General features: G+C 62.5%; 13 protein-coding genes. 8 read left to right on the forward strand and 5 right to left on the reverse strand.

The window, feature by feature from the left end:
• Positions 1-204: 204 nt before the first annotated feature.
• The 3 genes from H286_RS0114150 to H286_RS14955 all read left to right on the forward strand — a co-directional run bounded on the left by H286_RS0114150 (position 205) and on the right by H286_RS14955 (position 3,562).
• On the forward strand, positions 205-1,221 hold the full coding sequence (locus H286_RS0114150; RefSeq protein WP_028497539.1) for an NAD-dependent epimerase/dehydratase family protein: 1,017 nt from the start codon (positions 205-207) through the stop codon (positions 1,219-1,221).
• A gap of 242 nt (positions 1,222-1,463) precedes the next feature.
• Complete coding sequence (locus tag H286_RS14825) at positions 1,464-2,300, forward strand: glycosyltransferase family 4 protein (protein WP_196800642.1); 837 nt, start codon at positions 1,464-1,466, stop codon at positions 2,298-2,300.
• On the forward strand, positions 2,297-3,562 hold the full coding sequence (locus tag H286_RS14955) for a hypothetical protein (RefSeq protein WP_155900379.1): 1,266 nt from the start codon (positions 2,297-2,299) through the stop codon (positions 3,560-3,562). The genes H286_RS14825 and H286_RS14955 overlap by 4 nt, the downstream gene beginning before the upstream one ends.
• 537 nt (positions 3,563-4,099) lie before the next feature.
• Here the strand turns inward: H286_RS14955 and H286_RS14830 are convergent.
• From H286_RS14830 to H286_RS14840, 4 genes are all read right to left on the reverse strand, one after another.
• Positions 4,100-5,212 (reverse strand): O-antigen ligase family protein, encoded by a 1,113-nt coding sequence (locus H286_RS14830; protein WP_196800643.1) that lies wholly within the window; start codon positions 5,210-5,212, stop codon positions 4,100-4,102.
• Between the two features lie 275 nt (positions 5,213-5,487).
• Positions 5,488-5,958, reverse strand: coding sequence for a hypothetical protein (locus H286_RS14960; protein WP_155900381.1), 471 nt, complete (start codon positions 5,956-5,958; stop codon positions 5,488-5,490).
• A gap of 106 nt (positions 5,959-6,064) precedes the next feature.
• Positions 6,065-7,075 (reverse strand): glycosyltransferase family 4 protein, encoded by a 1,011-nt coding sequence (locus H286_RS14835; protein WP_196800644.1) that lies wholly within the window; start codon positions 7,073-7,075, stop codon positions 6,065-6,067.
• A gap of 43 nt (positions 7,076-7,118) precedes the next feature.
• The gene (locus H286_RS14840; protein ID WP_231370977.1) at positions 7,119-8,216 is read right to left on the reverse strand and encodes a glycosyltransferase; all 1,098 of its coding nucleotides are present in this window, start codon (positions 8,214-8,216) and stop codon (positions 7,119-7,121) included.
• Between the two features lie 283 nt (positions 8,217-8,499).
• Here H286_RS14840 and rplM point away from each other — a divergent pair, with 283 nt between their 5' ends.
• From rplM to glmM, 3 genes are read left to right on the forward strand one after another with little or no spacing between them, the layout of a single operon-like run.
• Positions 8,500-8,946: a 50S ribosomal protein L13 gene (gene rplM, locus H286_RS0114165; protein WP_018187296.1), complete on the forward strand. Its 447-nt coding sequence runs from the start codon at positions 8,500-8,502 to the stop codon at positions 8,944-8,946.
• 29 nt (positions 8,947-8,975) lie between these two features.
• Complete coding sequence (gene rpsI / locus H286_RS0114170; RefSeq protein ID WP_020098671.1) at positions 8,976-9,461, forward strand: 30S ribosomal protein S9; 486 nt, start codon at positions 8,976-8,978, stop codon at positions 9,459-9,461.
• A gap of 7 nt (positions 9,462-9,468) precedes the next feature.
• On the forward strand, positions 9,469-10,812 hold the full coding sequence (gene glmM / locus H286_RS0114175; protein WP_020098672.1) for a phosphoglucosamine mutase: 1,344 nt from the start codon (positions 9,469-9,471) through the stop codon (positions 10,810-10,812).
• 9 nt (positions 10,813-10,821) lie between these two features.
• Here the strand turns inward: glmM and H286_RS0114180 are convergent, their stop codons facing one another.
• Positions 10,822-12,285, reverse strand: coding sequence for a glutamate-cysteine ligase family protein (locus tag H286_RS0114180; RefSeq protein WP_020098673.1), 1,464 nt, complete (start codon positions 12,283-12,285; stop codon positions 10,822-10,824).
• A gap of 194 nt (positions 12,286-12,479) precedes the next feature.
• On the opposite strand from H286_RS0114180, the gene H286_RS14655 reads away from it, so the two are divergent.
• Both H286_RS14655 and H286_RS0114190 read left to right on the forward strand, forming a co-directional pair.
• Complete coding sequence (locus H286_RS14655) at positions 12,480-12,650, forward strand: CsbD family protein (RefSeq protein ID WP_020098674.1); 171 nt, start codon at positions 12,480-12,482, stop codon at positions 12,648-12,650.
• Positions 12,651-12,810: 160 nt separating this feature from the next.
• Complete coding sequence (locus tag H286_RS0114190) at positions 12,811-13,962, forward strand: acyltransferase family protein (protein WP_020098675.1); 1,152 nt, start codon at positions 12,811-12,813, stop codon at positions 13,960-13,962.
• Positions 13,963-14,006: the final 44 nt, after the last annotated feature.

Consider the following 14,006-nt stretch of genomic DNA (forward strand, 5'->3'; position numbering starts at 1 on the left):
GCGAACAATGCGGCTCAGTCTGCCACAGGGCTGTGTCGGGCAGATGACACGCGGCGCCTCGGATCGAGCAACAGGTCAGGGCGTGTCAAACTGCCGGACTTGAACCTCGTGGCATAGGTCCGATGGAGATCGAGCGTGCGAAATGGACGCGACACATGCGCGTGCTAGCTTGACGGCGAGTTTCGGAGGCTGACGGGGGTAGAAGTGAAGCGAATACTGATAACTGGGAGCGCGGGATTTATTGGGTTCCATCTCGCGCGCCGGATGCTCGATCTTGGGCATGACGTCTTGGGTCTGGACTCACTCAACACCTACTACGACCCTGATTTGAAGGCCCGCCGCCTTAAAATGCTGGCCGGTTACGAGCGGCATCACTTTGTGCAAGGGCGTGTGGAGGACGCCTCCGTCGTGGCGGGCTGTGTCGAAACACACAAGCCTGAGGTAGTCATTCACCTGGCGGCCCAAGCGGGCGTTCGATACAGCCTCGAGAATCCGAGCGCGTACCTAGACTCAAATGTCACCGGCACGCAGGTTCTATTGGATGCGCTGAAAGACCACGCCCCGTCTCATTTGATGATCGCGTCTACATCGTCGGTCTTCGGCGGAAACAGCGAGGTGCCGTTCTCGGAACTTCATCGGACACAGTATCCGATGTCTTTGTACGCGGCGTCAAAGATCGCGACCGAGGCCATGGCGCATTCGTATGCGCACCTTTACGGAATGCCGACATCCGTGTTCCGGTTCTTCACCGTGTACGGCCCGTGGGGGCGGCCAGACATGGCCCTTTTCAAGTTTATCTCGGCAATGGAAGAGGGAGCGTCGATCGACGTCTACGGCCACGGACAGATGAGCCGCGATTTCACCTATATCGATGACCTGATCGACGCCATCGAGCGGCTGTCTTCATGCCCCCCGGCCTTGGGGGAGCCCGTAGCCGAATATGACTCTTTGAGTCCTGTCGCGCCGTATCGAACTGTCAACATCGGAAACGGCTCGCCGACACCCCTCCTGGAGTTCGTCGATGCCGTGGAAGCTGCTTGGGGCGGCGGTCCGGTGTTGCGGAACATGCTGCCGATGCAGCCGGGCGACGTCGTGCGAACTTTCGCAGACAATCGTCTGATGACGAGACTCATCGGGGCGGTCGACCAGACCCACGTCCGCGACGGCGTCGCGAGATTCGTTCAGTGGTACCGCGACTATAACGGGCCATCGGTCTTGTGATGCGATCAACACGTTTTTCCCACGGGGCGCGCGAACGGGTCTTGTTCGTCACCGGTTCGCAAGCCTTCTGGGGGGCCGAAAATAGTCTTCTGGGCCTGGCCGCGATATTTTCCGGCTTGGGTGTGGAGGTTGGACTCCTTACGAGTAACCGAAAACTCGCCGACGCTTGGGAAAAGTCGATCGGCCCAAGTGTGGAAACTCTAGTTGCGCCTCCGTCACGAGTCGCGCGAAATCTTCCATTCATGAGACGACTCCGGCGTGAGGATCGAGGCACGCGGATACTGATATTCGACCTTTATCTGTCACCTCTCCTGATACTTCTTCGCCTTCTCACAATCAGGCAGCCGCGCCTATACCTCGATCTTCACGATTCGCGTCTGCGCAACCCGAAGCGGATTCCGTTCTTCCTCCTCGCCATGCTCGCTAACAACGTTGTGTGTGTCAGTGAATACATCTCAAGGCAGATCCCGCTCGGGAAGGCCGCGGTCGTTTGGCGCGGAATAGAACCAAGGGCCCAAACTCCGCTCCCCAAAAGATTCTGTGTAGGAGTGGTCGGGCAGGTGACTACGACGAAAAGAATCAGGGAGGCGATTGAAGAGGTCGCAATGGTTCCGGGCGATGTCCGGCTGGAAATAAGGGGCTCCGCTCCCGATCCGGAGTACCTGACGATGGTGGCGTCGTTGGGTGACCGCCTACTGGGTGAGCGAATTGTGTTCACCGGGCTGGTTAGGTCATCGGAAGTCTTTGACGATCTGACTCTCTTGCTCGTTATGAACGATGACGAACCTAGTGGGCGGGTTGTGGCCGAGGCGCAGTCTGCCGGAGTGATCGTCATCTGTCCCCACGGTGGGGGAGCTTCGGAGTTTGTCGTGCATGGCGTCACCGGATTCAAGTTTGATTCGAGGATCCCAGGCGACTGTGCCCGCGTGATCAAGCAGCTCATTGAGGCCGATCGTCTCTCAGAGGTGAGGAGGGATGCACGGCGCTTCGCGGACGAGCACTATTCCCTAGAGCTCCAGGGGCGCGAGTACTTGCGGGCGTTGGCGATCGAGAGTGTCGTCAGTGAGTATTTGAGATGAGGCGCTGGCTCCCCGCTCTCAGTCTGGCGACCGGGGCGCTGCCGGGGGTTCTCCTGCCCTTCGCGCTCCCCGGCATGATCGGCCTAGAAGCTTCCGATCGCATCCTGCTTGCGTTCTCCATATCAATGATCATTTCAGGCGTGTTCGCGACCGGCGTGGAAGCTAGTCTGCTCTCTGAAGTAAGCCGGCTTCGGGTCGACGGCCACCTCCCGACGCTAAGGAGTGTCAGCAGGGCTGCGATTCGATGCTTCGCAAGGCTTATTGTTCCGGCGGTAGCGACGTTTTTTCTTCTTAGGGCTGTGTACGCGGTAGTTGACGGAGAAGCGAGCGAGCGGCTCTTCGCGTTGGACATCGACTATCTGTTTTGCCTGTCTGCGGCGTCCGCAATCCTTGCTGCACCTTGGAGTGGCACGCTCGTAGCGCTCGCCAAGCCTGCACCTGTGCTCTTCTCGACGTTCTTCAGAGGTGGGCCGAGCTTAATTGTGCTGCTCCTGACCTCGGAGCCGACATACATCGTGGTATCCCTCGTAGTTGGGGAACTGATGAGGGTCCTCTTCTTGAGGTGGCGGGTTTCGGTCGCGCTTTCTCGAGAAGGTGAAGGAATCGACATTGGCATTCCGGCGCGTCGAGAACTTTTCGCCCAATCGGGCGCTCAGATCTTGAGTCAGCTAGCGCCAGTGCTGGCCCGATTCATATTTGTACTGGGTCCGGTGGGTACCATTTCAGCCGCTGAGATGGCACTCAGGATCTACCAGATCGCGTACCAGATCGTTTACAGCCTTTTCGTTCTTCCTTTGTTGCCGCAATTGGCTGGCATAGCACAGGCGGGATCCCGAGCGACTCGATTGATTCGATCAACTACTAAAAGGCTACTCGCCATTGCGGCCGTAGCCACGATTTTGACGACGATCGGCGTCGTCGGTGCCGCACTACTAAATACCGAACTCAACGTGACGGTCACCACCGTGTCGACTGGCCTTTTGTGGAGCACTGCCCTACTCGCTTCTCTTCCAGCAGCTACGCTCAATGTTTGGGCCGCCCGGGGACTGGTGACAGCGAGGACCGCACGTCTGCTTCCTCTTGTGTCCCTTTCCGCCCTCATTACTTGCGCTCTAGTCGGGTTTGGGGGTCAGCCGCTGATGGGCTCAGTCGCGGGAGTGGTTGGATTATCGGTGTCGCAGGTTGTAGCCGGGGCGCTCGCCCTTCTTCTATTTAAGCGAACGGTCGCTCAATCGAAAGGAGAATGGCCAAAAGATGTCTGAGACTTGGGTCGTAAAGCTGATTCGCGCGCAGAGACGCAAAGGGGTCGGATGGGTCGCTTCTCAGGTTCTCGGATTGTTCGGGATAGAGATTCCAGCATCTGTTCAGATTGGTGACAACCTTCGGGTCGCGCACCGTGCACACGGCACCGTCATCAGTCCTCTGGCAACCCTGGGCAGTAGAGTCACGCTCTACCACCGCGTCACGATCGCACGCGCCGATTCATGGGTGCCGATTGGAGACCGACGCTTTGGAGCAATCATCGTCGAGGACGACGTTGTGCTTTGCCCGGGCGTCGTGATCCTGGGTGGCGAACGTGGGATCGTCATCGCTAACGGCACTGTTGTGGCGGCAAATGCTGTCTTGAACGAGTCGACAGGGGCCAACGAGATCTGGGCGGGAGTGCCTGCTCGGCGGGTGGGTCTGCGCCGGGACCGGTAGCTAATGTGCTTGCTCTCATCCCAGTGGGCTCAGGCGTCCGCGTGAATGCGGTCTTACAGAAAGTTGAGACGCGGCGCCTGCCGCATCAGGCGCCACGCTTAGGCACGGTCTGACGCGTCCTTCTCGCGATCACGGGCAAGCGCAAGGCCTGCAAGGACCCAGAAGCTTGCGAGGAACATCGGATTGCAAGCGACGGCTACGACAGTGAGCAGCGCAATGGCTCCAGCCCGACGCGAAAGGTTGCGGCCGCGCTGGCCCGCGAGAAGGGAAAGAACGGCACCGGCCAAGACAAGGCATCCCACAATTCCTGTGTCGTAGAGGGTCTGAAGGGGGAGATTGCCGAGATAACCCTCGCGAGTATTCGTTGGATCTGTCAAGAGTGTGTGGCGTTGTCCGTAGCTGTTCGTGCCAAGCCCGAAAAGCCAGTTCAGTCCGTAATTGATATCCGTCCAGGCCAGATCCCATGTTGCGTAGCGAAAGGTTGACGTCTGATTGGAGAATGCGAAGTCCGAGAACTTCGAGAAGGTGTCCTCAATTATCGACGGGAATGCTGTTATCGCGGCTGCCAACGAAAAGGCTGTGACGAGGGCTAGGGGCACGAGCCGGCGGAGAACCCGACCATTCGCGAACAGGGCGATAGCTAGCCCGAGACATACGGCCACGATTGCTGCACGCGTCGCTGTCAGCGGGATGACAATCGTGCAACCTGCAATGAGCCACCACTCAGACGTCGAAGGTCTACGTCTCTGCGTGAGGAGAATGTACAGCCAGATTGCGGCGTATCCAGCAAGGATGTTGGCTTCGAAGGATATTCCGGTGGCGCGCAAACCTGACTGAACGTCGACGACCGCTCCCCACGCAGGTCCGCCAAGTTGGAGCGTTGCCCACCCCAAGATTCCGGCGGTCACTGCGAGGCCAGCAACCAGTTTGAGTCTGCGATACAGCTTCTCCCGATCCTCCCCCCAGGCAGTTAAAACGATGAGCAGCGCAAGCAAGTCGAGTAGGTACCAAATCGCGACACTCATGCTGGAGCCAAAATCGGGAGAATTCAGCGCCGTTGAGACGATGTTCAGGGTGATGAAAGCGAGAAGGAGGGTAACCAACGGGTGCGTGAGCCAGCGGGAGAACTCCCTGATCTTCCCGTTAATTATCACGGCAATCAGCGCGATCGGAATCAGTGGTGTCTCCGGGCGCAAGTTCAACCCAGCCACGGGAAGGATGAACGCTGGTGCACTAAAGACGGACGCGACAACTACGAGAGTTGCAATGGTTGACAGTGGCAGGGTCGCAAGTCCAAGTGTCAGTCCAATGCCTACTGCGACTAAGGCCGGGGCAGGAGAACTGCTCGAGAATGCTGCGATGAGGATAGCCGTTCCAGCCAGGGCAGCGCTGATTGTCGTGACGAGAACAGGTCGTGAGAAGCTGCGCCTACCGACACCGTCGAAACTTCGTCGTCCCCTGCTATCGAGCCTACTTACGCGGGCCATCAGCGGGTCGCAGCCTTTATCTTCTCGTTCGGCTTGGTGTCGCGATTGAGCACGACCCCCGCGCCTACGCGGGTTCCCGACGCTAGCGTGATGCGGCCGTAGACGATCGCTGACGGGTAGATGATCACGTTGGTCTCGATCGAGGGATACCCACCGTGTCCGTCACCACCGACCGTCACGTTTTGATAAATGGTTGTGTTTCCATGGAGGTGCACGCCACTTCCTACGACGATCCCCACTGGGTGAGGGAGCTTGAGCGCTCCGTCGATACGAGCGCCCGGGCTGACGTCAATGCCACGCGAAAGAAGACGGCCGCGGGCTATCCGGCCCAGCCATCCGCCTCCAGAAGCCAGCCTCATAAGCATCGCAACTCTAAATGGCGCGTATGCGAGGGCGCGGAGCGCGGGTTTGCGTTTCGAGCCGAGATAGCCAGCATCGAGCGCTATCGCTCTCAGCGCGTTCTTCAGCATGTGAATACCTCGAATGGTTGGCACGTTCCGCGAGCGTGGACGTGTGGGGAGAGTTGCGATAGGTCAACGGTTCGGTTGCAAATCGATGATCGGCGCATCGAGATTGTTATGTGGCGGCCGAGGGCGCAATCGTCTCGCGCAATCTGACAGTGACTTCACGCCACGCTTGTGACGCAAGGATGGGGCCCGGGTCATGTTCTGGGTCTCGTCCAGGCAGCGCGTCGATTGCTGACGCCACCTCGGCTGCGGAGGCAGGCGAGACATATGTTGAATGGATACCCCCGACTTCTCTGAGTACCGCGATATCGGCTAGAATAGACGGAGCTCCAAAGTAGCTGGCCTCGGCGGCGGGAAGCCCGAAACCCTCATCTAATGTGAGGAATAGCAGCCCTCGCGTGTTTCTGTACATCCATTTCAGTTCGCCATCCGAAACGCGACCCAAGAACAGCACGCGACCTTGCTCGACGTGTTGGCGGATGTCCGCAGGAAGTTCCGCCGCGCGACCGGAGTATTCATCGCTTCCGACAACGACAAGCGGCCTGCCTGGCTCGACGGACCGTGACATCACTGCGCCCGCTATCACGGTCGCCAGGTTCTTCCGTGCCGTCAGTCTGCCGACAGCGAGTACGAAGTCCGAGACGTGTTTCAAGGCCGACGGCTTCTCTTCTAACGCCCCGGCAAGGTCGATAGAGATGGACAGGCCGGTGGCCGTCACTGGCGAGACTTTAGGGTGAAGGCGCTCGATTCGCTTAGCTTCCGTTGCTGAAGAGGTGACGACTGAGCGCGCTCTCCTCGCCAATGCACTCATCGGCCAGAAGTAGGCGAGTTCGCGCCGAGTGAACCATTCGGGATGTTCTTCGAACATGAGATCGTGCACGAACACGACCGATTTCCCGAAGGCGGGCGTGTAATTGTGAGCCACGACAATGTCTGCACGGTGACGCCATTGGAGTAGCCCGAGCTCCAAAGCGTTCGAGATCGCTTGGGGTGCCAGCAGTGTCCTGACTGTCTCGATTTCAGGCGGCATGTCTGCCGGGATACCGTGACGCCCCCGCACCGCAACCATAAGCTCGTCGTATGGGTGCTCGGTAGCCCAAGCTTTCACGATGTTCTTCATGACGGAGCGATTTGCGATTGGCCCCTTACTCCACCAGAAACCGTCAAAAAGTACGCGCATCGGACAATCTCTCTAGTTCCGCTTCATAGCGCGAACACACGAGATCCCAGGTGTACTCCTCTGCGCTTCTCTGCTGCGCGTTACTTCGAGCCTCATCGCGGAGTGCCTTCGAAGACATCATCTCGTCGAGTGACCGAACTATCGCGCGAACGTTCGGCTGAACAAATTGTCCCCTCGGACCTAACACTTCGCGGTTGTAAACAGTGTCCCTGGCGACCACGGGGGCACCGCACGCCATCGCTTGCACCAATGCAGGATTGGTCCCGCCGACGCTGTGGCCATGGAAGTAGGCGCCGGCGTGCTCCAGGAGACTGAAGAGAAGGTCGTCATCACTGACATGCCCGAGCCATCGCACGCCCGTCCTGTTTTGCTGGAGCCAGGCGGCTTCGTCGTCAAGCGCGCCTCCGTAGCCCGACGATCCAACGATTACGATTTGATGTCTATTCGAGAGCTCTTTGGCCGCTTCAAGAAAAAGCGGTACCGAATTTTCGGGCACGAAGCGAGCCACGACGAGTATGTACTTTCCGCTCTCGAGATCGAGGGGAGGGTCGGTTGGTTGCTTCGCTTCGCCGCCGTACGGGATGAAGATGCCATCCCGGTGAAACTCAGATCGCCATCGATCACCAATTGCGTGAGCATCGAAAACGAGCTGGTCGGCGAAGCGTGCAGTCATGCGTGCACCTGCCCGGAACATCGCCTTTGCTCCTCGGCCCCATTTCTCTCGATCCCACTCAATCCCATCTACGTTCACGAGCGTCGCGACGCCGCGAGCCTTCAGCAGGGGCAGGTAGAAGCCGTTGGCAACGTTCATCACGAGGGCCACGCTCGGGCGGCTGGCTGCTGCCGCTGCTGAGGCGGTAAGGCCGAAGGTGAGGGTGCTCAGTGACCGCGACTCGATGCCCCGGGTGACAACAGACTGAACCCTTGGGTCGCGTTGAGGATCGTTGGGCTTGGTTGTTCCGGGCCGCCCGTAAACGGTCACGTCCCAGTTTCTCTCGGCGAGGTAAGGAGCTAAGCGGCGGACCGCCGTCTCGAATCCGCCGTAGTAGCTCGGATACCCGCGAGTTCCGATGATCGCCACTGATCGTCTCAAGTCGCGCCTCCTGCCAAGCTGTAGTGTCCGGACGAACCCTAGTCGGCACGTATGACGGGCGTGTGACGGACTAAACCCGACCTGAGTCTGGCGAGCGCAGATCGGTCTAGGTGGCCCAGATGCTATTGTTGCTGTTTGGTGCCTGCGCCCTGCTGGCCTCGCACCGCGAACGTGAGCCCTCCACTGGCGTGTTCGACCGGCATCCCGAGCGAACCACCCCGGAGTGGGATTCACGAACTCCTCCGTTCGAATCAATGAAAGCAGCACTACTGTGACGCGCACGTACACCCCCAAGGCTGGTGAGATCACCCGCGAGTGGGTGGTCATCGACGCATCCGACGTCGTCCTCGGCCGCCTCGCCTCGCACGCTGCCACGCTCCTGCGCGGCAAGCACAAGCCCACGTTCGCGAACCACGTCGACACCGGCGACTTCGTGATCATCATCAACGCCGACAAGGTGGCCCTCACCGGCCAGAAGCTCGAGCAGAAGAAGGCCTACCGCCACTCGGGTTACCCGGGCGGCCTCAAGTCGGTCACCTACGCCGAGCTCCTCGAGAAGAACTCGGTTCGCGCTGTGGAGAAGGCCGTCCGCGGCATGCTCCCCAAGAACAGCCTGGGTCGTCAGCAACTGACGAAGCTGAAGGTCTACCGCGGTGCTGAGCACCCCCACGCTGCCCAGCAGCCCACCACGTACACCTTCGACCAGGTCGCCCAGTAAGCGCCGCCGAGAAGAACAAGGATTATCTGATGGCGAAGATCGCTGACTCCCTCGACCAGACCCCCGAGAACTACTCGACCGAGACCCCGGCCGCCGCTGAGGCTGCCCCGGTCCGTCCCGTCCTCTCCGTCCCCGGTGCCGCTGTCGGCCGCCGCAAGCAGGCCATCGCCCGCGTGCGTCTGGTCCCCGGCTCGGGCACCATCACGGTGAACGGCCGCACGATCGAGGACTACTTCCCCAACAAGCTGCACCAGCAGCTCATCAACGACCCGTTCACGGTCCTCGGCCTCGCCGGTGGCTACGACGTGATCGCCCGCATCTCGGGTGGTGGCCCCTCGGGCCAGGCCGGCGCCCTGCGCCTCGGCATCGCGCGGTCGCTGAACCAGATCGACGAAGAGAACAACCGCCCGACCCTCAAGAAGGCCGGCTTCCTCTCCCGTGACGCTCGCGTCAAGGAGCGCAAGAAGGCTGGTCTCAAGAAGGCGCGTAAGGCTCCTCAGTACTCGAAGCGTTAATCCTTCGATGGCACTGTTCGGGACGGACGGTGTGCGGGGCCTCGCAAACGGCCCCCTCACCGCCGATCTCGCGCTCACCCTGGCCCAGGCGACCGCTGTCGTCCTGGGCCAGGGTCGTATCGCGAACGCACGCAAAGCCGCCGGCAAGCGCCTCACCGCTGTCGTCGCACGCGACCCCCGGGTCTCGGGCCACTTTCTGAGCGCGGCCGTCGCCGCAGGTCTCGCCTCGTCGGGCGTTGACGTCCTCGACGCCGGCGTTCTGCCGACCCCGGCGGCCGCCTTCCTCGTCGGTGACATCGACGCCGACTTCGGCGTCATGATTTCGGCCTCTCACAACCCGGCGCCCGACAACGGCATCAAGATCTTCGCGCGCGGCGGCGTCAAGCTGCCCGACGTCGTGGAACAGCGCATCGAAGAAGCGATGACCGGCCCGAAGCTCGCCCCCACCGGGGGAGCGGTCGGCCGCATCAGCCGCTTCGCCGACGCCGAAGACCGCTACGTCGTGCACCTGCTCGCATCGCTGCGCACCAGCCTGCGCGGGCTGCACGTCGTTCTCGACTGCGCCCACGGCGCCGCATCCGGTGTCTCGCCCGAGACCTTCCGCGATGCCGGAGCCAAGGTCACCGTCATCGGCGCCGACCCCAACGGCCTCAACATCAACGAAGGCCTCGGCTCCACCCACCTCGACGTCCTCGTCGCCGAAGTGCTCCGCACCGGCGCCGACCTCGGCATCGCCCACGACGGCGACGCCGACCGCTGCCTCGCCGTCGATGCCGACGGCCGCATCATCGACGGCGACCAGATTATGGCGATCCTCGCCGTGTCGATGAAACAACGCGGGCTTCTGCACGACGACACCCTCGTCGCGACCGTGATGAGCAACCTCGGGTTGCATCGCGCGATGGCGGCCAACGGCATCCACCTCGAAACCACCGCCGTCGGCGACCGTTACGTTCTCGAGCGCATGAACGAGGGCGGCTACTCGCTCGGCGGTGAGCAGAGCGGCCACGTCATCATGAGCGAGTACGCCACCACCGGTGACGGTGTGCTCACGGGACTGCACCTCGCCGCGGAGGTCGCTCGGCAGCGCAAGCCGCTGTCGGAGCTCGCGAAGGTCATGACCGTCTTCCCGCAGGTGCTCATCAACGTGAAGGGCGTCGAACGTTCGCGCTCGACCGATCCGGATGTGCTCGAAGCCGTTGCGGCCGCTGAGGCAGAGCTCGGCGATTCCGGCCGGGTGTTGCTGCGCCCGTCAGGAACCGAGCCGCTCGTGCGCGTGATGGTTGAAGCCGCTTCCGAGGAAGATGCGGAGCGGGTCGGGGAGCGGCTCGCCGCAGTCGTCCGCGGCTGACCGGCATCCCTAGTTCCAGGTGTGCACCGGCTCGTTCGTGTGCATCGCCTGCTGGTACTCGAGCAGGGTGGCGCGCAGCGCGTCGAAGCGTTCCATGCCTTCGCGGGCGCGCATCTTGCGGGCGAACCATTCCGCACCGTTCGTCTTCGTCACGCATCGCTGCTCGATGATGCCGAGGTAGCGCTCGCGTTCCTCGTCAGAGACCCCCCACGCCGCGAGACCTTCGTGCGCGAGCGGCAGCAGGGTGTCCCGCACCAGCTCGGTCGCCGGCACCCGGCCGACGCCTGGCCACGACAGTCGAGCGTCGATGCCGAGGCGCGCGGCCGACTGGAAGTTCTCCCGCGCGGTACCGAACGACATCTGCGACCACACCGGCCGCTCGCTCTCAGCCAGCGCACGCACGAGACCGAAGTAGAAGGCGGCGTTCGCCACGGTGTCGGCCACCGTTGGACCGGCGGCGAGGATGCGGTTCTCCACGCGCAGGTGCGGCACGCCGTCGGCCACGTCGTAGACGGGACGGTTCCAGCGGTACACCGTCCCGTTGTGCAGCTTCAGCTCGGCCAGCGACGGCACCCCGCCCGATTCGAGCACCTCGAGCGGATCCTCATCGTCGATGATCGGCAGCAGCGCCGGAAAGTACCGCACGTTCTCTTCGAAGAGGTCGAACACCGAGGTGATCCACCGCTCGCCGAACCACACCCGCGGACGCACGCCCTGCGCCTTCAGCTCCTCGCTGCGGGTGTCCGTCGCCTGCTCGAACAGAGCGATGCGCGTCTCGCGCCACAACTCCCGCCCGAGCAGGTACGGCGAGTTCGCCGCCAGCGCGAGCTGCGCGCCGGCGATAGCCTGCGACGCATTCCAATACGCGGCGAACTCCGCGGGCGCCGTCTGCACGTGGAACTGCGTACTCGTGCACGCCGCCTCGGGGACGATCGAATCCGCCGTCGTGTCCAGCTGCTCCTGACCCGCGATCGAGATGACGATGTCCTCACCGCGCGCGTCGAGCACCTGCTCGTTCAGCATGCTGTACCGGGGGTCGGCGCTCAGCGCACTGCGACTCAGGTGCCGATCGGCCAGGGTCGGCAGGATGCCGATCATCATCAGATGGGCGCCCTGCTCCGACGCGCGCTCCTCGGCGTCGTTCAGCTGCTGCCGCATCCCGCTCTCGAACGTGCTCAGGCCGCCGCTGCGCAACCGCGCCGGCGGGACGTTGATCTCGACGTTGAATCGGCCGAGCTCGCTCACGAACGCCGGATCCGGGATCGCACGCAGCACCTGCTCGTTGCGCATCGCCGGGTCGCCGACCTCGTCGACGAGGTTCATTTCGAGCTCGAGACCCGTCATCGGGTCATCCGCCTCGAACTTCGACTCACTCAGCATCCGTTCGAAGACGTCGAGGTTCTGACGGATCTTCTCGCGATGACGGGTGCGATCGGCCCCGGTGATCTCCTGCGACTCGACTGTTTCTCCCACCCCGCCACCCTAGGTCGGCACAGCGAGCGCCCCCGGGGGCGTTGACAAGCCACGCATCGTGCCGAAGGAGCGGCCGCGAGCTAACCCATCGCACGTGAAAGCACCAGCCCCTCGCTCGTCGGCGCACACCAGACGTAGCCTCGGGGAACCCGGGGCGCACCGATCCCGGGGACGATCGACGGAAGGACCAGATCATGGGACTCGACGACAAGATCAAGAACGCCGCCCAGGACCTCACCGGCAAGGGCAAGGAGGGCGCCGGCAAGGCGACCGACAACGAAAGCCTCGAAGCCGAAGGTCACAAGGACCAGGCGTCTGCCAACCTCAAGCAGGCCGGCGAGAACGTCAAGGACGCGTTCAAGTAAGCCATCGCACCGAACGCCCGGGCCCCTCGTGGACCCGGGCGTTCGTCGTGTCCCCAGGGTGCGCGAAGGGCGTTCACGTACACTTCACTCGACGTTCCCCCGACGTCGACGCCTGCCTTTCTCGTCGTGCACGGCCGTCGACGGACGCCCCAGGAGACCCATGAAACGGCTGACATCGCTCGACGGTCTGCGCGGTCTGGCCGCGCTCATCGTGCTGGTGCACCACATCATGCTGACGTTCCCGCTGTTCGCCGAGCCCTACCTCGAGGGACGAGCGGCGAACGGACTTCCCGAGCTCCTGTCGTACACCCCCCTGCACACTCTGTGGGACGGCCAGGGCGCCGTCGTCATCTTCTTCGTCCTCAGCGGCGTCGTGCTCACCCTTCCCGTGCTCAAGCAGGGCCGCGACTTCTCGTGGGTCGGGTACTACCCGCAGCGCCTGCTGCGCCTCTACCTGCCGGTGTGGGGCGCGATCATCCTCTACCTCGGCTGGGTGCTGATCATCCCGCGCACCACCGCGATGGAGAGCGCCTGGCTGGGCATCACCGACAAAGCCGTCAGCCCCGAAGCCCTGTGGGGCGACGCGACCCTGCTGTTCGGCACCGGCGACCTCGTCAGCCCGCTGTGGTCGCTGCAGTGGGAGATCGCCTTCTCGTTCCTGCTGCCCGTCTTCGTCTTCCTCGGGGTGCGGTTCGCCCGCTACAACTGGATCCTCGCCGTCGCGGCCGTCATCGGGATCGCCGTCTCGAGCAGCCTCGGCAATCGCGCCCTCGTCTACCTGCCCATGTTCCTCATCGGCGTCGTCATCGCCACGTGGCTGCCCACCATCCGAAAGTGGCAGCCCAGCCGCGGCACCCAGGCGCTCCTGCTGCTCAGCGCGCCGATCCTGCTCATCTTCCCGTGGCTCATCCGCCCCTTCGAGATGCTCCGCCCCCTCGTGAAGCCGTTCGACGCGGTGACGACCATCGGCGCCACCATCGCCGTCATCGCCGCGATCGTCGTTCCGATCTTCCGACGCTTCCTCGAAAGCCGCGTCATGCAGTGGTTCGGGCTCATCTCCTTCAGCCTCTACCTCGTCCACGAGCCCGTCGTCATTTCGATGGCCCACCTGTTCGGCGACCAGAACCTGCGCATCGCCGGCCTCGTCAGCGTCGTCATATCGATCCCGCTCTCGTGGGTCTTCTTCAAGGTCGTCGAGATCCCCAGTCACAAGCTCTCGCGCCGAGTCGGCGACTTCGTCCGCTCCCGCACCAAGAAGCGCCCGCAGCCGCACGCCCCGATCGCCCCCGACATCCAAGCGCACCAGGCCTGACCCGCCGCTAGACTGTCGCCGGGCCGACAGGCCCCTCTGGGGAG

It is taken from the genome of Microbacterium sp. 11MF (genome assembly GCF_000383475.1).
Lineage (GTDB): Bacteria > Actinomycetota > Actinomycetes > Actinomycetales > Microbacteriaceae > Microbacterium > Microbacterium aquilitoris.

Excerpts from the sequence above, each read along its gene's own strand:
- H286_RS14825 (WP_196800642.1), top strand. The coding sequence starts at position 1,464 with ATGAGACGACTCCGGCGTGAGGATCGAGGCACGCGGATACTGATATTC.
- H286_RS14955 (WP_155900379.1), top strand. The coding sequence starts at position 2,297 with ATGAGGCGCTGGCTCCCCGCTCTCAGTCTGGCGACCGGGGCGCTGCCG.
- H286_RS14960 (WP_155900381.1), bottom strand. The coding sequence starts at position 5,958 with ATGCTGAAGAACGCGCTGAGAGCGATAGCGCTCGATGCTGGCTATCTC.
- H286_RS14835 (WP_196800644.1), bottom strand. The coding sequence starts at position 7,075 with ATGAAGAACATCGTGAAAGCTTGGGCTACCGAGCACCCATACGACGAG.
- rpsI (WP_020098671.1), top strand. The coding sequence starts at position 8,976 with ATGGCGAAGATCGCTGACTCCCTCGACCAGACCCCCGAGAACTACTCG.
- glmM (WP_020098672.1), top strand. The coding sequence starts at position 9,469 with ATGGCACTGTTCGGGACGGACGGTGTGCGGGGCCTCGCAAACGGCCCC.
- H286_RS14655 (WP_020098674.1), top strand. The coding sequence starts at position 12,480 with ATGGGACTCGACGACAAGATCAAGAACGCCGCCCAGGACCTCACCGGC.
- H286_RS0114190 (WP_020098675.1), top strand. The coding sequence starts at position 12,811 with ATGAAACGGCTGACATCGCTCGACGGTCTGCGCGGTCTGGCCGCGCTC.